Raw genomic sequence first — 22,153 nt, forward strand, 5'->3', positions numbered from 1 at the left:
GGTGCGACGGGTCCGGGGCGGCTGCCGGGCGGGCGGTAGGTCAGGATGCCCGCGACCTGCGCGGTGTCGGCGACGGCGTCGAAGCCGGGATTGGGTTCGGCATGGCCGAGCAGCAGGACGCCGTCGGGTGCGAGGCGTCCGGCCAGCGCGCCGACGATCGCGGTCGCATCCCCCTGCGCGAAATAGATCAGCACGTTGCGGCACAGGATCAGGTCGTAGTCGCCATATCCCAGCGGGGCGGCGGCATCGGTCAGTGCCAGCAGGTTGTGGTGTTCGAACCGGGCGATGCCGCGATAGCGGTCCTTCAGCCGGTAGCGGTCGCCGCGGCGGTCGAACAGGCGCACGCGTTCCGCCTCGCCGACCGTGCGCAGCGCCCACGACGAATAGTCGGCGGCGCGCGCGGCGGCGAGGGCGTCGTCGTCGATATCGGTGCCGGTCAGCGAAATGCGCCAGTCGGCGACGGCATCGCCCAGCAGATCGGCGAGCAGGATCGCGATCGAATGCGCCTCCGCCCCCGTCGAGCAGCCGACGCTCCAGATCCGCAGTCGCCGGTCGTCGCGATGCCGTTCGATCATCGCCGGCAGGATGGTGGTGCGCAGCGCGTCGAACTGTTCGGCGAAGCGGAAGAAGAACGTCTCGTTGATCGTCACCGCGCTTTCGAGGCGCGGCCATTCGGCATCGGCCGGATCGCGCAGCCGGTCGCGATAGGCGGCGATCGTGGCATCGCCGGTTTCCTTCATGCGATGCGCGACGCGTTCGGCGAGCTGGGCGTCCTTGTCGCGGTAATAATGATGGCCGGTGCGGGCGATCACCAGCGCCTTGACCTCGGCAAAGGCGTCGTCGGCGATCATGCGGCGGTCCACTGGTCGCGGCGCGCGGTGGCGGCGGCGGTCAGCGTCGCCAGCACGGCGCGTTCGGCGTCGAGGAGCAGGCGGTCGGGGGCGACGACATGCGCCGTGCCGCCATCGGCCAGCGTCAGTTCACCGGCGATCGCCGCGTTCAGGCTGTGCGCGGGATCGAGCGGGGCGACGTCGCCCTGCGCCACATCCTCGGCGCGATCGACCAGCAGGCACAGATCGTCGCGCAGCCGCACCAGATGCGCGAACAGGCCGATCGATCCGACCGGCGCATCGGGCGCGAGCAGCAGTCCGGGGGCGAGGACCGGCACCGGGCGATCCTGCAACGTGACGAAGCCGAGCAGCGGGCGCGGCAGGCCGGGTGCCGCATCGATCGGCAGCATCGGCAGCACCTCGCGCACCACCGCCATCGGCAGCGCGAGGCGGCTGTCGCCGATACGCAGGATCAGGAACGACGCGGTCATACCGGCGGTGCTATATCGTGGCTTGTCGCCGCTGTCAGTCGCGTTGCGCGGCGATCCGCGCGAGATCGTCGGGGGTGTTGATATTGGCGATCCCCCCGCCGGCGATCCCGACCGCGCCGATCCGGTCGGCAAAGGCGCGGACCGAGCGCGATCCGCCTTCGGCGAGCAGGCGATCGAGCGCGGGCGACGTATCCGTCGGCCACCCGCCGATGACGGGCAGATCGTGCAGGAACACGGCAGGCCCCGCCGCCGACAGCCGTTCCCGCAGGTCGTCGGGCAGGAACGGCGCGTCGCACGGCACGGTCAGTATCCGGTCGAACCCATGGGTAACGGCATGGTGCAGCGCCCCGGCAATACCCCCGAGCGGCCCGAGATCGGGAGCGGGACGATCGGCCACCGCGGTCAGGCCGGGATGGTCGCGGCCGACGACGATCATGGCATCGACCTGTGGCGCCAGCGCCGCGGCCACGCGATCGATCAGCGCCTGACCACCCAGCGTCGCCAGCGCCTTGTCGCTGCCGAAGCGGCTGGAGCGGCCGCCGCCGAGGATCGCACCAAGCACGCGGGTCATGCGGCGTACAGGGTATCGCTGCGGACCGAGGTGCGCAGCGCCAGCCCGGCTCCGGCGGCGCGATCGATCGCGAGCGTGGTCGCTGCCGACAGGGTGGCGAGCAGCGGGCAGCCGGCCAGCACCGCTTTTTCGACCAGTTCGAACGAGCAGCGCGACGACAGCAGCGCGAAGCCGCCCCCCCAGTCGAGCGCGTCGCGGGCCATCGCGCCGATCAGCTTGTCGAAGGCGTTGTGGCGGCCGACATCCTCGCGCACCAGCCGGATCGTCCCGTCGCGGGCACAGAGCGCGGCGGCGTGGGTCGCGCCGGTCGCCCGCGCCAGCGGCTGATGGTCGCGTAACGCCGCCGCCGCGGCGAAGATCGCCGGGGGTGTCGCTGCGGACCGGGCGACGACGGGCGGCAGGGGCCGTAACGCCTGTTCGAGATTCTCGATGCCGCACAGCCCGCACGACGATTCCGATACGCGGTGCCGTACCCGGTCGGCGACGCGGTCATGGCGTCCGGGGACCAGCGTCACGCGCAGCAGCGTACCGGCGTCGGTGGTGTGCGACACGACATCGATCACCTCCGCCGCATGGTCGACCAGCCGTTCGGCCAGCACGAAGCCATAAGCGAGGTCGTCGAGATCGGCGGGGGTCGCCATCAGGACGGCATAGCCCAGGCCATCCACCTCGATCGCGACCGGCGCCTCGATCGCGATGGACCGGTCCTGCGGCGCCGCGTCGCCCGATACTCCCACCCGGTCGAGTTGCCGGGTGGCCGATCCCGCCATCGTCATCCGGCGACGATGCGTACCGGCACGGCCTTGGCCGCCGGGGTCTGCGATTCCCGGTCGTGCCAGTCGAGCGGGATCAACGGGTTGAGTTCGGGATAATAGCCGGCGATGCAGCCGTCGGGCAGGTCGAACGGCACGACCTTCAGGCCCGCGACCCGGCGGTCGATTCCGTCCTCCGCATCGCCGACGATGGTCACGATCTGCCCCTTGTGCAGCCCGGCCTTCGCGATCTCCTTCGGGTTCATCATCACCACGTCGCGCGTGCCCGAAATGCCGCGGAAGCGATCGTCATAGCCGTAGATCGTCGTGTTGAACTGATCGTTCGAGCGCAGCGTAACCAGCCGGAACCGGCCCGGCACATCGGCGATCGCGGTGCCCGACAGCGAGCGCGGCACGGTGAATTCGGCCTTTCCGCTTTCGGTCTTCCACACGCGTTCGCGCGCCGAGTTGCCGCGATAGAAGCCCCCCGGCGTGAACATGCGTTCCTCGAAATCGTGGAACTCCTCCGGATAGGTCGCCTCGATCAGCTTGCGGACCTTCGCATAGTCGCCGGTCCAGCCGTCCCAGTCGACCTTCGGATTGGGATTCAGCGTCGCCTTTGCGATGCCGGCGACGATCGCGACTTCGGATTTGAGATGTTCGCTGGCCGGTTCGTGGGTCGCGATCGATCCGTGGATATGGCTGAACGTATCCTCGATGGTGACGATCTGTTCGCCGCTCACCTGTCTGTCGACCTCGGTCCGGACGAGGCAGGGGAGGAGATAGGCGACCTTGCCATTGATTAGGTGGCTGCGGTTCAGCTTGGTGGCGATCTGCACCGTCAGGCGCATCTGCGGCCATGCCGCCTCGATCCGTTCGAGATCGGGGACCGCGCGCAGGAAATTGCCGCCGAGCGAGAGGAAGGCGTCGACCTGCCCCTTCAGAATGTCTTCGCACGCCGTGACCGTGTTGTGGCCATGGTCCATCGGCGGTTCGAACCCGAACAGCTCGCGCAGGCGGTCCATCGGCACCAGCTCGGGCTTTTCGGAGATGCCGACGGTGCGCTGGCCCTGCACGTTGCTATGCCCGCGGACCGGCGACATGCCGGTGCCGACGCGGCCGATATTGCCCTTCATCAGCAGCAGGTTGACGTAGGTCGCGACATTGTCGAACCCGTTGACCTGTTGCGTCAGCCCCATGCCGTAGATGCCGATCGTGCGATCCGCCTCGACATAGACCTGCCCGGCCGCCTCGATATCGGCGCGCTTCAGGCCGCTTTCGCGTTCGATGTCGGCCCAGTCGGTCGCGCGGACCATCGCCTCGAACGCGGCGAAGCCGTCGGTATGCTGTTCGATGAAGTCGACGTCGAGGACATGGACCTTGTGTTCGGCCCAGCTTTTATCCTCGGCGGCGAGGACATGCTTGGCGAGGCCGATCATCACCGCGACATCGCCGCCGGGGCGAACCTGATGATATTGGCAGCTGATCTTCGTCTCGGTGCGCGTCGCCATCTCGAACGGATTCTGCGGATCGGTGAACGCGATCAGCCCCGGTTCCCTGACCGGGTTGAAGGTGATGACCTTGCACCCGCGCTTCACCGCGTCGCGCAACGGGTGGAGGAAGCGCGGGCTGTTCGAGCCGGTATTCTGGCCAAAGAAGAACATCGCGTCGCAATGTTCGAAATCGTCGAGGATCGAGGTGCCGACCGGGGCGCCGATCACCTTCTTGAGCGCGACCGAGGTCGTCTCGTGGCACATGTTCGAGCTGTCGGGCAGGTTGTTGTGGCCATAGAGTCGGGCGAACAGCGCGTAGAGATACGAGGTTTCGAGGCTGGCACGGCCCGAGGCGTAGAAGATCGCCTTCTTCGGATCGATCGCGCGCAACTCGGCACCGATCGCAGCGAACGCCTCGTCCCAGCTGCATTCGACATAATGGTCGGTGGCGTGGTCGTAGCGCAGCGGATGGGTCAGGCGTCCGACATGTTCGAGGTCGAAATCCTTCCACGTCTTCAGCTCGGCGACCGAATGTTGCGCAAAGAATTCGGGGGTGCAGCGATTGGGGGTCAGGTCCCATAACGTGGCCTTCGCACCGTTTTCGCAGAATTCGAACGGGTGCGGCTCGGCGGGTTTGCCCCAGGCGCACGAGGTACACATGAAGCCCTTGGTCTTGTTCTGCCGGGCGAGTTGCGCCAGCGCCGCGGGGCGATTATGCTCCTTGGCGAGGATCTTGGTCATGCCCTTGACCGAGCCCCAGCCGCCTGCCGGACCGTCATATCCCACCATCGTATCGCGATCCGCCACGGCCGTTCCTTCATCTACGCCTGTTGGCGTAGCCTACGCGGGGTGCGGGGGAAGGTTCCGGTCGCGGCCGGGATCGGTACGGGGCCCCTATTTTCGTCACCCCGGGTCAAGCCCGGGGTGACGGTGGGGTAAAGTCAGTCGACGAGTTCCACCGCCATCGCCGTCGCCTCGCCGCCGCCGATGCACAGCGAGGCGAGGCCGCGGTTGCCGCCGCGGGTTTCGAGGGCCGACAGCAGCGTCGCGAGCACGCGCGCGCCGCTGGCGCCGATCGGGTGGCCGAGCGCGCAGGCACCGCCATGGACGTTGACGCGATCATGGGCGAGGTTCAGGTCGTGCATCGCCGCCATGGTGACGCAGGCAAAGGCTTCGTTGACCTCGAACAGGTCGACCTGCTCCGCGCTCCACCCGGCCTTTTCCAGCGCGCGGCGCATCGCGAAGACCGGTGCGGTGGCGAAGCGGGCGGGCGCGTGGGCGAAGCCGGCATGGGCGACGATCCGGGCGATCGGGGTCAGGCCCAGCCGTTCCGCCACCGACGCCCGCGCCAGCACGAGGGCGGCGGCGCCGTCCGAGATGGAGGACGCGTTGGCGGCGGTGATCGTGCCGTCCTTCGAGAAAGCGGGTTTCAGCGTAGGAATCTTCGCGGCATCGCCGCGGGCGGGCTGTTCGTCGAGGCGGACGGTGGTGCTGCCCTTGCGGCCGGCGATCTCTACGGGGACGATCTCGCGATCGAATGCGCCGGTGGTCTGCGCGGCCTGTGCCCGGCGCAGCGATTCGATCGCGAACGCGTCCTGCGCCTCACGGGTGAAGCCATAGGATGCGGCGGTTTCCTCGGCGAAGCTACCCATCAGCCGGCCGGGTTCATAGGCGTCCTCCAGCCCGTCGAGATACATGTGGTCGATCAGCCGGTCGTGACCGATCCGCGCGCCGCCGCGATGGCGCTGCGACAGATAGGGGGCGTTGGTCATGCTCTCCATGCCGCCCGCGACGACGATGTCGGCCGAACCCGCCGCGATGGCGTCGGCGGCCATCATCACCGCCTGCATTCCCGATCCGCACATCTTGTTGACGGTCGTCGCCTCGACATGCTGCGGCAGTCCCGCGCCCAGCGCCGCCTGTCGCGCCGGGGCCTGCCCCAGGCCGGCAGGTAGGACGCAGCCCATATAGATGCGTTCGACCGTCTCGCCCGACAGGCCGGCGCGCTCGACCGCCGCGCCGACGGCGGTCGCGCCGAGCCGGGTCGCGGTGGCGCCCGACAGGCTCCCCTGAAAGCTGCCCATCGGCGTGCGGGCATAGGACAGGATGACGACGGGATCGGACATGCGGCTCTCTCCGGGCAATTCTGGTTTCGTTTGTTATCATCTAGGGCGGTGGTGGCGGCGCCGCAATCGCGCTAGGCACCGGGCCATGTCCGCGACGTTGCCGCCCTCGTTCTGGCCGATCCTGCTGGGCGTGCTGGGCGCGGTGTTCGGCAGCTTCATCGCGACCGTCGCGATCCGCTGGCCGGAGGGGCGCTCGGCGCTGGGCGGGCGGTCGGCCTGTGACGGGTGCGGGCGCGGGCTGGCGTGGTTCGAACTGGTGCCGGTGGTGGGCTTCGTCGCGTTGCGCGGGCGGTGCCGGACCTGCGGCGCGCGGATCGCGCGGGGGCATGTCGTTACCGAGGTGCTGGGCGCCGGGATCGGGCTCGCGGCCGGGCTGGTCGCGCCGGGTTGGGAAGGCGTGGCGGGCGCTGCCTGCGGGTGGTTGCTGCTGGCGCTGGGGGCGATCGATCTGGCCGCGTTCTGGTTGCCCGATGTCCTGACGGGGGCGTTGGCGGTCGTGGCAATCGGCGGGGGGCTGGCCGGGGTTGCGCCGGCGTTGCCGGATCGGCTGATCGGCGGCGTGGCGGGGTTCGGCGCGTTGTGGATGGTGGCTGCCGCCTATCGCCGGATGCGCGGGCGGATCGGGCTGGGGGGTGGCGATCCCAAGCTGTTCGGGGCGATCGGATTGTGGCTTGGCTGGCGCGCCCTGCCGATGGTGTTGCTGGTCGCGGCGTTTGCCGGGGTGGCGGTCGTCGCGCTCATGGCGATCGCCGGAAGGCGGCCCGCCGCGACCGACCGCCTTCCGCTGGGGACGTTGCTGGCGGGCGCGGCGTATCTGTGCTGGGCGGTCTAGGCCGGCTCCACGCGGTATTCGATCGGCTTGAAGCTGCCGCCGTTCGATGCGGGGGCCGAGCAGGCGGTCAGGCCGATCACGAGATCCATCGCCGCGCGGAAGGTGATCGAATCGCCGGCCTTGCTGATCGGCGGCAGGACGCTGAGCTTGCCCGTCGCGGCATCGACCGGCACGTTCATGAAGCAGTTGAACGCCACCGGGATACGGTCGGGCTGGACGCCATGGGGTTCGAGCGCCGCGACGAGGTTGCCGAAACAGCCGCGATGCGGCGGCAGGTCGGGGTAGAAATGGTGGAAGGTATCGTACGAACACGGCGTCAGCAGGAAGTCGTGGCAACCGACGGTGTCGTCGACGATCTCCAGCATCACCCGGCTGCGGTTCGAATAGAGCGAATGGCCGGTGGTCAGGCGGATCGTTTCGGCATAGTCGAGCGTCCGGCCCGACGAGATCACCTCGTCCAGATCGTCGGCATTGAAGGCGAGCAGGTCGGCGACCTGGCGGCCGCGCGGATCGATCACGACCAGCGTCTCGCCCTTCGCCAGCCGGAACGCGGTGCCCGAGCGTTCGGGGATCATGACGTTCACTTCGGCTCGCCGGAATAGTGGAACGGACAGGCCCAGCGGTCGTCGACCACCCGGCCGCTATATTGCCGCGCCTCGCTGGCGGCGCCGTGGCGGGCGAGCATCGGGTTGCGGCTGCCCGCCAGCGCCTCGTCGCGCACCAGGATCTTCTCGCGCATCGTCTCGTACTTGCCCTCCGCGCGCAGCCGTTCGAACTGGTCGTGGAGGTTGAAGACGAGCGTCGGGCGTTCGAACCGGCGCGCGGGCCGGCTGGCGCACGGGTGCAGGCCGACGATGAAGAAGGCCTCGCCGCCGAAGCTGAGCGAGAAATGCGGGTTGTCGGGATCGGTGCTGACCCGCGTGTCGTAATCCTGCCCGCGCCACACATCCTTGTCGGACAGCGACTGGACCCGCTGCCACAGCGCGCGTTCGAAACCGGTTTCGGTCAGGTCGTCGGGGCCATCGAAGATCACGGCGAAGCTGCGATACATCGCGCGGTCCCTGCGATAGTTTTCCGCCAGCCGCATCAGCGCGTCGTGGATGCGGACATCGTCCCATGCACTGTCGATACGCGAGCAGGCGAGGACGTCGAGCGTCCCCTTCGCCATCGCCGATTTCGCGCCGACGCAAGGGAATGCCCGGTCGTCGACATGCTCGAACAGCATCGCCTGCAGGCGATCCTGCGCTTCGTGTTTCCAGTTGAACATTGCGGAGGTCCCGGCCCGGTTTGTGGAACGACAGTACGTTTCGGGACTGATACCGGTTCCGTTACGGTTGACCTGCAACGCCGTCCCGGCAACAATCCGCAGCGTGAACAAACGCCTGCTACTCGATGATTTTCTTCCGTATCGCCTGTCGATCGCGTCGAACCGCGTATCGGATGCGATCGCCTCCACCTATCGTTCGCTGTTCGGGTTGCGCATTCCCGAATGGCGGCTGGTCGCGGTGATCGCCGAAAGCGACGGGATCACGCAGCAGGCGCTGTGCGTCGCGACGCTGATGGACAAGGTGACGGTCAGCCGCGGCGCGATCGCGCTGGTCGATCGCGGGCTGGTGGAACGCAGCGCCAACGACGGCGACAAGCGGTCGCACCTGCTGCGGCTGACCCCGTCGGGCCGCGCCTTGTACGAACAGGTCGCGCCCAAGGCGCTGCTGATAGAGCAGGAGCTGTTCGAAGCGTTCAGCGCGGAGGATGTCGAGCGGTTGCGCGACATGCTGGCGCGCGTGCAGGCCGCTGCCGAGGCGATGGAGCAGCGCGCCGCCGATCAATAGCGGTCGCGGCGGGGCTTCATCTGGCGCTTGCTGGGCAGGCTGTCGGCCAGCCGCGCGCCGCGACGACCCATCGGGCGGGGATGGCCCACGGTCGAATCCACCGCGGTCTGGCGTTCGGCCTCGGCATTGATTTCCGCGCCGATCAGGATGGCGAGGCTCGACACGAACAGCCACATCAGCAGCACGACGACCGCGCCCAACGCGCCATAGGTCGCATTGTAATTGGCGAAGTTGGCCGCGTAGAGGCCGAACAGCACCGTCGCCGCCAGCCACAACACCGTGGCCGCGATCGATCCGACCGACAGCCAGCGCCATTGTGCCCGCGCGCGATCGGGGCCGTAGCGATAGGCGAAGGCGATCGCCGCGCTGGCGATCGCACCGGCGACCAGCCAGGTCGCCCCCTGGATCATGATCGCGCCGGCCGTGCCGAGAAACGCCGTCTGGCCCCTGATCCACGTCAGGACGCCCGCCGAGACGAGTCCGACGATCGCCGCGAAGATCGCCGCGACGGTTATCATCGCCGACAGCAGCGTGGTGGTGACGATGTTGCGTTCGTCCTCCTCCTCGTAGATCACGTTCAGCGCCTGGATGATCGCGCTTGCGGCGCGCATCGCGCCGTAGATCGACAGCAGCAGCGCGACCAGCAGCCCCAGTCCCGCCTGGGACGACGCGGTGGTGACGACCGAGATCAACTGGTCCGAGATCAGCCGCGCGGCATCGGCCGGCACCAGTTCGAAGATCGTTTCCATATGTCGCGCCACCGTCGACGGATCGGCGATGAGGCCATAGGTCATGACGATCGCACCCAGCAGCGGCACGAACGAGAGAAAGGCGTAGAAGGCGACCCCCGCCGCCATCAGGGTCAGGTTGTGATAGCCGACCATGGTATAGACGCGGATCAGGATCGCGCGCCATGCCGCCCAGGGGTGCTGCCATGGATGATCCGACCGGCTGCCGGGAATGGTCGCAGGATCGATCTGCGGTTGGGTATCGGTCACGTTATCGCCCCTCTGCTACGCCGCTCCAACGCAAGGGAGCGGCAATCGGACGCAGTCAATTTCCATATGAACCAAATGCTTCGTTGCACGTTCTCGGCGGTACGGGGGCTGTAAGGTACCACAGCCAGGCAAGGGGACGGGGACAGCGTTTTGGGGGATTTTCGCGCGCGGACGATCGTCGTGCTGCTGGCAGGATCGATGCTGGCACCAGCCGCTTTTGCTCAGGACAATACCGCCCGGCGCGATCCGTCGGTGACGCCACCCGTTGCCACGGCTGCGCAACCGTCCACCGGCGCGATCGTTCCCGATCCGGAATTCAACGCCGCGCTGCCCTCTCTATCAGGCGACATCAACGCCCCGCTGGAGCCCATGACGGCGTTCGATACGCCGCAAACGACGGCGCAGCCCGCCACGCCGCTGCCTCCGCCGAGCGTTCCCGCCAACGAGACGCAGCGACCGGCCGAGACGCTGCCGGACGCGGTGTTGCCCGAAGCGCCCGAACTGGCGCAGCCGCTGACGCCGCTGTCGTCGTTCGACGTGACCCCGATCGAGGTCGCGGGCGTCGACGACAAGCGGGCGGTCGAGATCCGCTACGACACGGTCGTCAAGGGGCTCGACGCGATCGATGGCGATACGCAGTTCAAGGCGCTGTCGGCGTTGCGCGAAGGCGACGGAAAGGCGGCGAACGCGGCGATGGTACAGGCCCGCGCGAAGGAGGACGAGCAGCTCGCCGTCCGGATCATGCGTGCCAAGGGATATTATGACGGCACCGCCACGTCGGCGATCGAACAACCGGCGGGCCAGCGTCTGCGCGCGGTGGTCACCGCGATACCGGGGCGGCAGTTCACGCTGGGATCGATCCGCATCGATACCCAGCCGACCGTGCCGCCCGGGCTGGTCGACCGCGAACTGCCGCTGAAGGTCGGCGACGCGATCGATGCCGAGCGCATCCAGGCCGCCGAGGCCAATGTCAGCCTGAAGCTGCCGCAGCAGGGATATCCGTTCGTCGAGGTCGGCGAACGCGACATCCTGCTCGACGATACGACCGTGACCGGCGCCTATACGCTGCCGGTGACGACGGGTCCGCGATCGTCGTTCGGGACCTATTCGACCACCGGCAAGCTCGCTTTCGATGCCGAGCATGTCGGCGTGCTGGCGCGTTTCCGGCAGGGCGAGTTGTACGACAATCGCAAGGTCGACGACCTGCGTGCCGCGCTGGTCGCGACGGGCCTGTTCTCTGGCGTGTCGGTCGAGCCGCAGCGCACCGGGCAGATCGCGGCGGACGGCACCGAAGCGGTCAACCTGCTGGTCAGGCAGGACGCGGGGCCGGCGCGGACGCTGGCGGGCGAGGCCGGGTACGGCACGGGTCAGGGCATTCGCCTCGAAGGATCATGGACCCACCGCAACCTGTTCCCGCCCGAAGGCGCGCTGATCGTGCGTGGTGTCGCGGGCACGCAGGAACAGGGGGCGGGCGTGACCTTCCGCCGCTCGAACGCCGGTCGGCGCGACCGCACGTTCCAGCTGCTCGCCAACGCCAGCCGCACCAATTACGACGCGTTCGAGGCGTTTACCGGTACGCTCGGCATCCGCTGGTCGTACGACTCCACGCCGATCTGGCAGAAGCGTTTCACCTATGCCTATGGCGCGGAACTGATCGGCACCAACGAAGACACCTACGACTTCGACGTCGCCGCGCGTCGCCGCAAGACCTATGGCATCGCCGCGCTGCCGCTGTTCGCCGGGTTCGACACATCGGACAATCTGCTGAATCCGACCAGGGGTTTCCGCGTGAAGCTGAACGTCAGTCCCGAGGCTGCGGTACAGGGGGCGGTGCGTCCGTACGGCCGGTTCATGGTCGAAGGCACCGCCTATTACCCGGTCGGCGAGAGCATCGTCATCGCCGGGCGTGCGCGTGCCGGATCGATCCAGGGGATCGCGCGCGACGACCTTGCGCCGTCGCGGCGCTATTATGCCGGCGGCGGCGGGTCGGTCCGCGGCTTCGGCTTTCAGGAACTGGGGCCGCGGACGCCCGAGGTCGACGAGGACGGCAACAACCTGAACCGGCCGATCGGCGGGCGCAGCCTGAACGAATTCGCGCTGGAAGCCCGCTATCGCTTCGGCAATTTCGGGATCGTGCCGTTCATCGACGCCGGTCAGGTCTATGAATCGAGCCTGCCCAAGGGGTCGGACCTGCGCTTCGGCGCCGGTATCGGTGGACGCTTCTACACCAATTTCGGGCCGATGCGCGTCGACGTGGCGACACCGATCGCCAGACGGCCGGGAGAATCCAAGATCGCGCTCTATATCTCGATCGGGCAGGCATTCTGATGCGTGACGTCGACATGCCCGCCGCCGATACCGTGGTCGTGCGCGACCGCCCGCTGTGGCTGCGCATCCTGAAGTGGATCGGGATCGCGCTGCTCGGGCTGGTGATCCTGCTGGCGGTGCTGGTGTTCGCGCTAAACACCGGGCCGGGGCGCGGTTTCCTTGTCGGCAAGCTCGACGGCTATACCACCGCATCGGGATTGAAGGTCAATATCGGGCGGATCGACGGTTCGCTCTATGGCGCGATGACCGTGCGCGACTTGCGGTTGAGTGATACGCAGGGCGTGTTCGCCTATTCACCCGAGATCGCGGTCGACTGGCGGCCGTTCGCGTTCGCCAACGGGCATGTCGACATCCGCAGCCTGACCAGCCCGCTGGTGCGCTATGCGCGCAACCCGGTGCTGAAGGACACGCCGCCGGGCGATCCCAATGCGCCGTTGCTGCCCGACTATGATATCGACGTGAACCGGTTGCGCGTCGACCGGATCGAGGTCGGCGCGGCGGTGACTGGGCAGCGGCACATCGCGCGGCTCGACGGTAAGGCGCATATCGCCGATCGCCGGGCGCAGGTGACCGCCAATGCCGCGACGATCGCCGCGCCGGGTATCGCCGGGGGCGACCGGATCGCGCTGAAGCTGGACGCGGTGCCCGACGACAATCGCTTTGACATCGACGCCCGGATCACCGGGCCGGCGAACGGCATGATCGCCGGCATGGCGGGGCTCAAGGCGCCGATCGCCGCGACGATCGACGGGCAGGGCGACTGGAGCAACTGGCGCGGGCGGCTGGCCGGTACGCTGGGCGGGCGTCCGCTCGCCGATCTGGCGGTCACCGGGCGCGACGGACGTTTCACGGTGCGCGGGTCGACGCAGCCGGGGCTGATCCTGACCGGACCGGTCGAGCGGTTGACCGCGCCGCGCCTCGACGTCGCGATCGATGCGACGCTGGCCGACCGTAAGGCCGATACCCGCATCCAGCTGCGCTCCAGCGCGCTGGCGGTGAACGCCGCCGGGCTGCTCGATCTGGGGAACAGCCGGTTCGGCAATTTCCGGACCGAGGCGATGCTGCTGACGCCGGGCGCGATCCTGCCTAACCTCAACGGCCGGTCGGTCCGTGCGGCGGTGGTGCTGAACGGCGGGTTCGGCACGCCGAGCGTGGACTACAAGGTGCAGGCGGCGGCGATCGGCTTTGGCGAGACCGTCGTCGAGCAACTCTATGCCGAAGGGCGCGCGACGGTCGATGCCGATCGCATCCTGATCCCGATCGCGGCCCGGGCGCGGCGGATCACCGGGCTGAACGCCGCGGTCGGCGGGCTGGTCACCAACGTCGCGATCAACGGCGACCTCGCCATTTCGGGCGATCAGGTGCTGTCCGACAATCTGCGCATCCGCTCCGACCGGATCGACGCGACCGCGATCGTCGCTGCCAACCTGACCACCGGGCGCTATACCGGGGCGATCAAGGGGCGGATCAACGATTACGAGGTCGCCAGCATCGGCATCCTCAACCTGTCGACCGATGCCAGCCTCTACGCCGCACCGGGCGGCGGGTTCGGGATCAAGGGCCGGGTGGTCGCGCAGACGACGCGGCTGTTCAACGAAGGCGTGCGCACCTTCCTCGGCGGCAACGTATCGACCACTCGGGTCGATGTGGGCGTCGGGCCGGACGGTATCGTCACCTTCTCAAACCTGCGGATGAACGCACCGCAGTTCCGCATCACCAACGGTTCGGGGCGCTATGACCCGGCGGGGCCGCTGCTGGTCAATGCCGATGCCTATTCGACGCAATATGGTCCGCTCAGCGCGCGGGTGACCGGATCGGTCGCTGCGCCGCAGGTGCTGTTGCGCGCCGCCCGGCCGGGTGTCGGCATCGGCCTCGTCAACCTCGAGGCACGGGTGCGCGGGCAGGGCGATCGCTATGCGATCGAGGCGACCGGGGGCACGAACTACGGTCCGTTCCGCGCCGACGTGCTGGTATCGACCGGCCCGCGCCTTGCCGCCGATATCCGGTCGGCGACCTTTGCCGGCATGAACATCGACGGCCGCATCGAGGCGACCGATGCCGGGCCGTTCGCCGGCCGGGTGAACTTCGCCGGATCGGGCGTGGCGGGCGTCGCGCGCCTGTCCGCGCAAGGCAGGTATCAGCGCGCCGACGTCAACGCACAGGCATCGAACGCGGTCATTCCCGGCGACATGGGGCTGCGCATCGGCCGCGCGATCGTGACCGCGACCGCCATGCTGTACGACCAGCCGGAGATCGTCGCTGACGCACAGGTCGCGAACCTGTCGATGGGTGATTTCGTGCTCGAACGCAGCCGCGCCAAGGTGAACTATCGCGGCGGCAACGGCACGGCCCAGCTGTTCGCGCAGGGGTCGTCGGGCGTGCCGTTCCGCGTCGCCGCGAACGCACAGCTGCGACCGAACGACTATCTGGTCGCGTTGCAGGGCGTTGCCAATTCGATCCCGTTCAAGACCGCCAATCCCGCGCGGATCGTGTCAGCGCCGGGCGGCTATCGCCTGTATCCGACGCGCATCGACTTTGCGCAGGGGTCGATCCGGGCGGCGGGTGTCTATGGCAACGGCATGTCGGTCCAGACCCGGCTCGACCGGCTCGACCTGAGCATCGTCAACGCCTTCGTCCCCGGCACCGGGATCGGCGGCACCGCGACCGGCAGCCTCGATTTCGCGCAGGCGGCGGACCAGAGCTTCCCGCGCGCCGATGCGCGGCTGACCATCCGCAATTTCCAGCGGACCAGCCTCGCCTCGATCTCCGAGCCGGTCGATATCGTGTTCGCCGGCGATCTGCGGCCCGAGGGCGGCAGCGGCCGGGCGCTGATCCGGCGCGGTACGACCACGGTCGGGCGGATGGTCGCGAACCTGCGGCCCTTGCCGCCGGGCAGCGGATCGTGGGTCACCCGGATGCTGGCGGCACCGCTGTCGGGTGGCATCCGCTATAACGGTCCGGCGGGCGTGCTGTTCTCGTTCGCGGGGCTGGCCGACCAGCAGCTGTCGGGACCGATCGGCCTCGCCGCCGACTTTGGCGGGCGGGTGCAGGCGCCGCAGCTGACCGGGGTCGTGCGCGCCAACAACCTGACGTACGAGAACGAGTCGCTTGGCACCCGCCTGACCAACCTCGCCATCAGCGGTCGTTTCACCAACGACCGGTTCGAACTGACCCAGTTGCGCGCACAGGCGGGCGAGGGCACGGTCGCTGCGCAGGGTACGGTCGGGCTGGCCGCGAACAGCGGTTTCCCGATCGATATCCGGGCTCAGCTGCGCAATGCACAGCTGGCGCGCAGCGACGCGCTGGGCGCATCGGCGACGGGCGACATCCGCATCCAGAACGGCAGCGATGGCGGGCTCATCTCGGGCGACATCGTCATCCCCGAGGCGCGGTACGAGATCATCCGCCAGGGTGCGGCCGAGGTGCCCGAGCTGACCGGGGTGCGGCGCAAGAGCGACGCGAACCGCGGCGCGGCGGCGCAGCGGCAGCAGGCAGCGGCGTCGGCCGGACTGTTCCGCCTCGCGCTGCGGGTGCGGGCCGACAACCGGCTGTTCGTGTCGGGCATGGGGCTGGAGTCGGAATGGCAGGCGGACCTGCGCATCGCCGGCACTTCGTCCGCGCCGACGATCAACGGCCAGATGCGGATGATCCGCGGCACCTATTCGTTCGCGGGCAAGCGGTTCGAGGTCGAACGCGGCGTGATCCGGTTCGAGGGCCTGGACTTCACCAACCCGGTGATCGACATCGCCGCGACGACCACCGCCGAGGGCGTGACCGCGACGATCAACGTCACCGGCACCGCACAGACACCGCAGATCGCGTTCAGCTCCACCCCGGCGCTGGCACAGGACGAGGTGCTGTCGCGGCTGTTGTTCGGCAGTTCGGTGACGAACCTGTCGGCGACCGAGGCGATCCAGCTGGCGGCGGCGCTCAACTCGCTACGCGGGTCGGGTGGTGGCGGGCTCAATCCGCTGGGCAAGCTGCGCTCGGCGACCGGGTTCGACCGGTTGCGCGTGCTGGGCGGCGACGAGGCGAGCGGGCGGGGCACGTCGCTGGCGGCGGGCAAGTATCTGACCGATGATATCTATATCGAGATCATCACCGACGCGCGCGGCTTCACCGCCACGCAGATCCAGATCGCGCTGACCCGCACGCTCAGCCTGTTGTCGCAGACCGGATCGTTCGGCGGATCGAACGCCTCGCTGCGCTACAGCCGGGACTATTGATCGAGGGCGGCGGCGGGTGATCCCGCCGCCGCTGCTTCATCCGGCTTTGCGGGTGCCGGCGGCCAGGGCGGACAGCATCGCGGTGCGCAGGGGTTTCGGTTTCAGCTCCAGATCATAGGGGCAGCCGCGCGCGATCGCGCCATCGGGACGCGGTTCGAACCCGCGCAGCCAGCTGTAGCGATCGCTCAATCCCCACACGACGACGTCCCCCAGCTGCGGATAGGACAGCATGACGTCGAGATAGGCGCGGGCGAAGTCGGCGACGCCGCGGTCGCGTGGGCCGATGGCGGAGGGCAGGCCGCGATCGCGCACGTCGAATTCGGTGACGATCAGGCGATACCCCATTGCTGTCACCCGATCGAGGAAGCGCCGCCATGCGGGTTCGAGCCGCTTCGCGAGTGCGCCGGCATCCGTCGTCGGCTGGAACAGACCGATATGCGATTGCACGCCCAGCGAATCGACCGGCGTGCCGCGGCGGCGGAATTCCGCGAGGAGCGACAGCACGCCGGCGCGATGCTTCTCGTTGCCGTCCTCCCAGCTCATATAGTCGTTATAGACCAGCTCGGCATGCGGCGCCGTGGCCCGCGCGGTGCGGAAGGCGAGGTCGAGTACCGGCATCGTGCCACCCATCGCCCGCGACAGCGACGTCTCGCGCAGGGTGCCGGTGTCCGGGTCGACCGCTTCGTTGACCACGTCGTAACTGTGGATCTTGCGGCCATAGCGCCTGGTCACGGTGTCGATATGGCCGGTCAGGATACGCGCCGCTTCGCTCGCCGGGCGGGTGCCGAAATCGGCATCGTTCAGCCACGCCGGAAACCATCTGGAATAGGCCCAGAGTAGCGTGTGGCCGCGCATCGCGAAGCCGTTGCGCATCGCCCAGTCGACCATCGCGTCGAACTGCGCGAAATCGAACCGGTCGGGCGCGGGGCGGATCGCCTGCCATTTCATCTGGTTCTCGGCCACCAGCACGTCGCAGTCCTGTCGCAGCAGCGCGGCATAAGCGGGGTTGGCGAACGATCCCGTGTCGCTTCCCGGCGTCCCCCAGGAGAGGGCGGAGCCGAACCGCCGTCCGCGCGATGCCGCAGCCGTCTTCAGCGTGACGGGTGCCGCGGCGGCGGGGGCAGCCTGCGCGGCCAGCAGCGCCGCGCTCCCGGCGAGAACGCTGCGGCGATCGATCATGGTCATGGGCTCTCCTGTTCCACGCTCTTCGACGTGGTAGCGTTACCATGATGGCAGTGATAGGCTGGTGTCAACGCCGTCGCAAAGACGGGACGGGAGGATGCGGCATGGCCAGAACGCTGGGTTGGATCGGGCTGCTGTGCGCCTTGTGGTGCGCGCCGGCGCGGGCGGAGGACGGCTATGACCTTTGGCTGCGCTACCAGCGGCTGCCGGCCGCACAGGCGGATCGCGTCGCGGCGGCAGCGACCGGCGTGGTGCGCGACGAGGATGCTGCGCCGGTCGTTGCTGCGCAGGGGGAACTGGTTCGCGGGTTGTCGGGTCTGACCGGACGGCCGGTTGCTGCCGGATCGATCGGCGATGGCGCGATCGTGATCGGTACGGTGCGATCGCCCCGGATCGCGGCACTGGGGTTGCCGCTGTCGGGGCTGGGGCGCGAAGGCTTCGTGCTGCGGTCGATGACGATTGGCGGGCGGCGGGTGACGGTGATCGCGGCGAACGCCCCGGTCGGCGTGCTGTACGGTGCGTTCCGGCTGCTGCGGATCGTGCAGACCGGCAGGGCGATCGACCGGTTGGCGATCGTCGACCGGCCCCGGCTCCAGTTGCGGGTGTTGAACCATTGGGACAATCCCGACCGCTATGTCGAGCGCGGCTATGCCGGGCAGTCGTTGTGGGACTGGCAGAAGCTGCCGGGGTTCGCCGACCCGCGCTACACCGACTATGCGCGGGCCAATGCGTCGATCGGGATCAACGGCGCGGTGCTGAACAACGTCAATGCCAGCCCGGACATGCTGACCCCGGCGTTCCTGACCAGGGTGGAGAAACTGGCGGCGATCTTTCGGCCATGGGGCATCCGCGTCTACCTGTCGGTGCGGTTCTCCTCGCCGATCGAGGTTGGGGGCCTCACGACCGCCGATCCGCTCGACCCGAAGGTCGCGGCGTGGTGGCGGGCGAAGGCGGACGAGATCCATGCCCGCATTCCCGATTTCGGCGGGTTCCTGGTGAAGGCCAGTTCGGAGGGACAGCCGGGGCCGGGCGATTATGGCCGGACCCATGCGCAGGGGGCGAACATGCTGGCCGCCGCACTGAAACCGCATGGCGGCGTCGTGATGTGGCGGGCGTTCGTCTATGCCCATGACAAGCCCGAGGACCGGGCGAAACAGGCCTATAGCGAGTTCCAGCCGCTCGACGGCAAGTTCGCCGGTAATGTGATCGTGCAGGTCAAGAACGGGCCGATCGATTTCCAGCCGCGCGAGCCGTTCCACCCGCTGTTCGGAGCGATGCCGCGCACGCCGCTGATGATGGAGGTGCAGGTTACCAAGGAGTATCTCGGCTTCGCCACCCACCTCGCCTATCTGGGGCCGATGTGGGAGGAGGCGCTGCGGAGCGACACCTTCCGGCCGCGGCGGGGAACGACGGTCGCGGACGTGCTGGAACGGCCGGGCGGGCTGACCGGCATGGCGGGGGTCGCCAATGTCGGGACCGATCGCAACTGGTCGGGATCGCAGTTCGATCAGGCGAACTGGTATGCGTTCGGGCGGATGGCATGGGACCCGGATGCGCGGGCGGACGCGATCGCGCGAGACTGGGCGGCGATGACATGGGGTCCGGGGCTGGCCGATCCGGTCGTCGCGATGATGATGCCATCGCGGCAGGCGGTGGTCGATTACATGATGCCGCTGGGGCTGCACCACCTGTTCGCGACCGGGCATCATTACGGGCCGGGGCCGTGGGTCGACGATCTGGCGCGGGCGGACTGGAACCCGGTCTATTACCACAAGGCCGACCGGCAGGGGATCGGGTTCGATCGGACGGCGCGTGGCAGCGATGCGGTGGGGCAGTATGCGCCGGTGCTGGCGAAGCGGTGGGGCGATCCGGACACGGCGCCCGAGGACCTGCTGCTGTGGTTCCACCATGTGTCGTGGGACCGGCGGATGCGGTCGGGGCGGACCTTGTGGGCGGAACTGGTCGGGCGATATGATCGCGGCGTGGCGACGGTCGCGGCGATGCAGCGGCAATGGGCGGCGCTGGCGGGACAGGTCGATCCGCAGCGGCATGGGGAGGTTGCGCAGTTCCTGACGATCCAGCGCGGCGAGGCGCAGTGGTGGCGCGATGCCTGTATCGCCTATTTCGCCGAAACGTCGGGGCGGGCGTTGCCGGACGGGGTGGTGCCGCCGGCGCATCCGCTGCAATGGTACAAGGCGGTGCGGACGCCCCATGCGCCGGGGAACGGGCGGTAGCGGGCCGTTCGCGGCGGGTGGTGTGCGCCGTTACCGGGGTGACGCTGCTGGCTCCGGAGCTTCGCAAAAGTGGCGGTTTTCCGCCAAAGGTCACGAAAGTCACACTCGCCACGCTTTGTCGTCCGCCACGCTTTGTCGTCGGGATCGGCAACCCCGACGACGTGGGCGGTCAGTAGCGGCGGAGCAGCCCGGCGAGCTTGCCCTGTACGCGGACCTGTTCGGGGCGATAGCGCTGCGGATCGTAGCTGCGGTTCGCCGGGTCGAGGCGGATCATCGCGCCTTCGCGGCGGAAATATTTCAGCGTCGCCTCGCTATCCTCGATCAGCGCGACCACGATTTCGCCGTCGCGCGCGGTTTCGGTACGCCGGACCAGCGCATAGTCGCCGTCGAGGATGCCGGCCTCCACCATCGAATCACCGGCCACTTCGAGCGCATAGTGATCGCCCGCGCCCAGCAGCGCGGCGGGGACGGGGAGCGTCGCCTGCCCCTCGATCGCCTCGATCGGGACGCCAGCGGCGATGCGGCCGTGCAGCGGAAGCTCGACGACGTCGTTCGCCGGCTGCGGCGCGGGACGCGGCGTCGCGGCGGGCCGGGCCGCCGGCTTCTTCGCGACCGGCCGGTCGGGCATCCGCAACACTTCGAGCGCACGGGCGCGGTTGGGCAGGCGACGGATGAACTCGCGTTCCTCCAGCGCCGAGATCAGGCGATGCACGCCCGATTTGGACTTGAGGTCGAGCGCCTCCTTCATCTCCTCGAACGATGGCGATACGCCGGTCGCCTTCAACCGGTCGTCGATGAAGCAGATCAACTCGTGCTGCTTACGCGTCAGCATACCATCCTCCGTCGGAACAGACGTGGAACTAATAGGAAACGATTTTCTTGCCGTCAAGCGAGTTGCAGGATTTCCGCCGAGTCGCCGGTGTCGGCCGCCGGGGCATGTGGCGGGCGCACGATCAGGCAGTCCGACCGGGCGAGGGTGCGCAGCATCGAGCTGTCTTGGATCGCGGCGGTCGATGCCTGTCCGTCGACCAGCGTCGCGCGCAGATAGTCCTGCCGTGCGCCGTTGGCGGGCAGCGGATGGGCGAGCGTCGCGCGGACGGTGCGCGGCAACGGGTCGGCGGCGCCGGCGAGTCGCGCGACCAGCGGGCGGACGAACAGCAGCGCCGTGATGTACGACGACACCGGATTGCCCGGCAGGCCGAGCACCGCGGCATCGCGCAGCCGGCCGGACAGCATCGGCTTGCCCGGCCGCAGCGCGATCCGCCAGAAATCGAGCGTGCCGCCCGCCGCGACTAGTGCCGGGCGGACGAGGTCGTGATCGCCGACCGACGCGCCCCCCGTGGTGACCAGCAGGTCGCAATCGACCGCCGTAAAGGCATCGACCAGCGCATCCATCCGGTCGGGCAGGATGCCGAGATCGATGCGCTCGACCGGCAGATCGGCGAGCAGGCCGGCGAGCATCAGCCCGTTGGTTTCGGGGAGCTGGTCGTCGCCGATGGCCTGTCCGGCGGGGACCAGTTCGTCACCCGTGGCGGCAATCGCGACGCGAACGCGGCGGCCGACCGGCAGCGCGCCGTGGCCGGCGATGGCGGCCAGCGCCGCGCGGGCCGGGGTGATGCGCTCCCCCGCGGCGATCAGCAATTCTCCTGCGCGGAAGTCGAGGCCGGCGCGGCGGACATTGCCGCCACGCACCGGGCCTTCTCCGGCGAGCGACAGCCGGGCACCGTCGCGGGTCGCTTCCTCCTGCACCAGCACGCAGTCGGTGCCGGTCGGCATCGCCGCGCCGGTGAAGATGCGGGTCGCCTGCCCCGGGGCGACCGTGCCGGGGAAGGAGGCACCCGCCGCGCTTTCGCCGATCACGTTCCACGGTCCGGGCAGGTCGTCGAAGCGGATCGCGTAGCCGTCCATCGCCGAGAGCGGCCGGGCGGGCTGGGTGCGGCGGGCGACGATGTCGGCCGCGGCGTAGCGGCCGATGGTATCGGCGATGGGGAGGGTTTCCGCGGGCGCGGGGCGGGCAAGCGAGAGGACGCGGGTCTGGGCTTCGGCGACGGGGAGCAGGGACATGGGTGGGTCCTCGGTGGTTCGCGATCACGGTTTGCCGCGCTTCTTCCGCGGATCTAATCGAGACCTCTGCGAAAGTCTCGAACAGAGCCAACGCCTCGCCGTACCCCGGCGAAGGCCGGGGTCCAGTTGGAAAAGCTTTTCCGTATCTTGCCAATGCCCTCCAACTGGACCCCGGCCTTCGCCGGGGTACGGAT

17 protein-coding genes are annotated in these 22,153 nt (G+C 68.7%); 5 read left to right on the forward strand and 12 right to left on the reverse strand.

All coding sequences use genetic code 11. The features are described 5' to 3' along the window. The 6 genes from QLH51_RS13190 to QLH51_RS13215 form a co-directional block, all read right to left on the reverse strand. The coding region (locus QLH51_RS13190; RefSeq protein WP_283514620.1) for a CheR family methyltransferase at positions 1-851 on the reverse strand (851 nt) is incomplete at its 3' end. Then, positions 848-1,321, reverse strand: a complete 474-nt coding sequence (locus QLH51_RS13195; RefSeq protein ID WP_125659998.1) for a chemotaxis protein CheW — start codon at positions 1,319-1,321, stop codon at positions 848-850. The genes QLH51_RS13195 and QLH51_RS13190, both read right to left, overlap by 4 nt. Positions 1,322-1,355: 34 nt before the next feature. Further along, positions 1,356-1,892, reverse strand: a complete 537-nt coding sequence (mobA, locus tag QLH51_RS13200) for a molybdenum cofactor guanylyltransferase (RefSeq protein ID WP_125660001.1) — start codon at positions 1,890-1,892, stop codon at positions 1,356-1,358. Next, entirely contained in the window at positions 1,889-2,668 is a 780-nt protein-coding gene (gene fdhD / locus QLH51_RS13205; RefSeq protein WP_206429153.1) for a formate dehydrogenase accessory sulfurtransferase FdhD, read from the reverse strand. The genes mobA and fdhD overlap by 4 nt, the downstream gene beginning before the upstream one ends. Next, positions 2,665-4,926 carry an FdhF/YdeP family oxidoreductase gene (locus tag QLH51_RS13210; RefSeq protein WP_125660153.1) on the reverse strand — a complete coding sequence of 754 codons (2,262 nt, stop codon included), beginning with the start codon at positions 4,924-4,926 and terminating at the stop codon, positions 2,665-2,667. The genes fdhD and QLH51_RS13210 overlap by 4 nt, the downstream gene beginning before the upstream one ends. 152 nt (positions 4,927-5,078) lie before the next feature. Beyond that, a complete protein-coding gene (locus QLH51_RS13215) occupies positions 5,079-6,263 on the reverse strand; it encodes an acetyl-CoA C-acyltransferase (protein ID WP_125660004.1) in 1,185 nt (394 codons plus the stop codon). Positions 6,264-6,348: 85 nt separating this feature from the next. Here QLH51_RS13215 and QLH51_RS13220 point away from each other — a divergent pair, with 85 nt between their 5' ends. Beyond that, a complete protein-coding gene (locus tag QLH51_RS13220; protein WP_125660007.1) occupies positions 6,349-7,095 on the forward strand; it encodes a prepilin peptidase in 747 nt (248 codons plus the stop codon). Here the strand turns inward: QLH51_RS13220 and QLH51_RS13225 are convergent. After that, positions 7,092-7,670: a DUF1989 domain-containing protein gene (locus tag QLH51_RS13225; protein ID WP_125660010.1), complete on the reverse strand. Its 579-nt coding sequence runs from the start codon at positions 7,668-7,670 to the stop codon at positions 7,092-7,094. The two genes, QLH51_RS13220 and QLH51_RS13225, sit on opposite strands and share 4 nt — an antisense overlap. A 5-nt stretch (positions 7,671-7,675) precedes the next feature. Next, the gene (gene gntA / locus QLH51_RS13230) at positions 7,676-8,362 is read right to left on the reverse strand and encodes a guanitoxin biosynthesis heme-dependent pre-guanitoxin N-hydroxylase GntA (protein WP_125660012.1); all 687 of its coding nucleotides are present in this window, start codon (positions 8,360-8,362) and stop codon (positions 7,676-7,678) included. 103 nt (positions 8,363-8,465) lie between these two features. Between gntA and QLH51_RS13235 the strand changes: the two genes are divergently transcribed. Continuing rightward, complete coding sequence (locus QLH51_RS13235) at positions 8,466-8,927, forward strand: MarR family winged helix-turn-helix transcriptional regulator (RefSeq protein ID WP_206429155.1); 462 nt, start codon at positions 8,466-8,468, stop codon at positions 8,925-8,927. On the opposite strand, the gene QLH51_RS13240 is transcribed toward QLH51_RS13235, so the two are convergent. Beyond that, positions 8,921-9,925: a YihY/virulence factor BrkB family protein gene (locus tag QLH51_RS13240; protein ID WP_206429156.1), complete on the reverse strand. Its 1,005-nt coding sequence runs from the start codon at positions 9,923-9,925 to the stop codon at positions 8,921-8,923. The genes QLH51_RS13235 and QLH51_RS13240 overlap by 7 nt on opposite strands. Before the next feature lie 198 nt (positions 9,926-10,123). Here QLH51_RS13240 and QLH51_RS13245 point away from each other — a divergent pair, with 198 nt between their 5' ends. Both QLH51_RS13245 and QLH51_RS13250 read left to right on the forward strand, forming a co-directional pair. Next, positions 10,124-12,253: a BamA/TamA family outer membrane protein gene (locus QLH51_RS13245; RefSeq protein WP_125660162.1), complete on the forward strand. Its 2,130-nt coding sequence runs from the start codon at positions 10,124-10,126 to the stop codon at positions 12,251-12,253. Further along, complete coding sequence (locus QLH51_RS13250) at positions 12,253-16,479, forward strand: translocation/assembly module TamB domain-containing protein (protein ID WP_125660015.1); 4,227 nt, start codon at positions 12,253-12,255, stop codon at positions 16,477-16,479. The genes QLH51_RS13245 and QLH51_RS13250 overlap by 1 nt, the downstream gene beginning before the upstream one ends. A gap of 36 nt (positions 16,480-16,515) precedes the next feature. Here the strand turns inward: QLH51_RS13250 and QLH51_RS13255 are convergent, their stop codons facing one another. Further along, entirely contained in the window at positions 16,516-17,664 is a 1,149-nt protein-coding gene (locus QLH51_RS13255) for an endo-1,4-beta-xylanase (protein ID WP_125660017.1), read from the reverse strand. A 101-nt stretch (positions 17,665-17,765) separates the two neighbouring features. Here QLH51_RS13255 and QLH51_RS13260 point away from each other — a divergent pair, with 101 nt between their 5' ends. Beyond that, positions 17,766-19,895 (forward strand): alpha-glucuronidase family glycosyl hydrolase, encoded by a 2,130-nt coding sequence (locus tag QLH51_RS13260; RefSeq protein WP_125660021.1) that lies wholly within the window; start codon positions 17,766-17,768, stop codon positions 19,893-19,895. Between the two features lie 169 nt (positions 19,896-20,064). On the opposite strand, the gene lexA is transcribed toward QLH51_RS13260, so the two are convergent. Further along, positions 20,065-20,727 carry a transcriptional repressor LexA gene (gene lexA, locus QLH51_RS13265; RefSeq protein WP_125660024.1) on the reverse strand — a complete coding sequence of 221 codons (663 nt, stop codon included), beginning with the start codon at positions 20,725-20,727 and terminating at the stop codon, positions 20,065-20,067. A 53-nt stretch (positions 20,728-20,780) separates the two neighbouring features. Next, positions 20,781-21,959 carry a molybdopterin molybdotransferase MoeA gene (locus QLH51_RS13270; RefSeq protein ID WP_125660027.1) on the reverse strand — a complete coding sequence of 393 codons (1,179 nt, stop codon included), beginning with the start codon at positions 21,957-21,959 and terminating at the stop codon, positions 20,781-20,783. Positions 21,960-22,153: the final 194 nt, after the last annotated feature.

The sequence above is a fragment of the Sphingomonas sp. 2R-10 genome, from assembly GCF_030062225.1.
Classification (GTDB): Bacteria; Pseudomonadota; Alphaproteobacteria; order Sphingomonadales; family Sphingomonadaceae; genus Sphingomonas.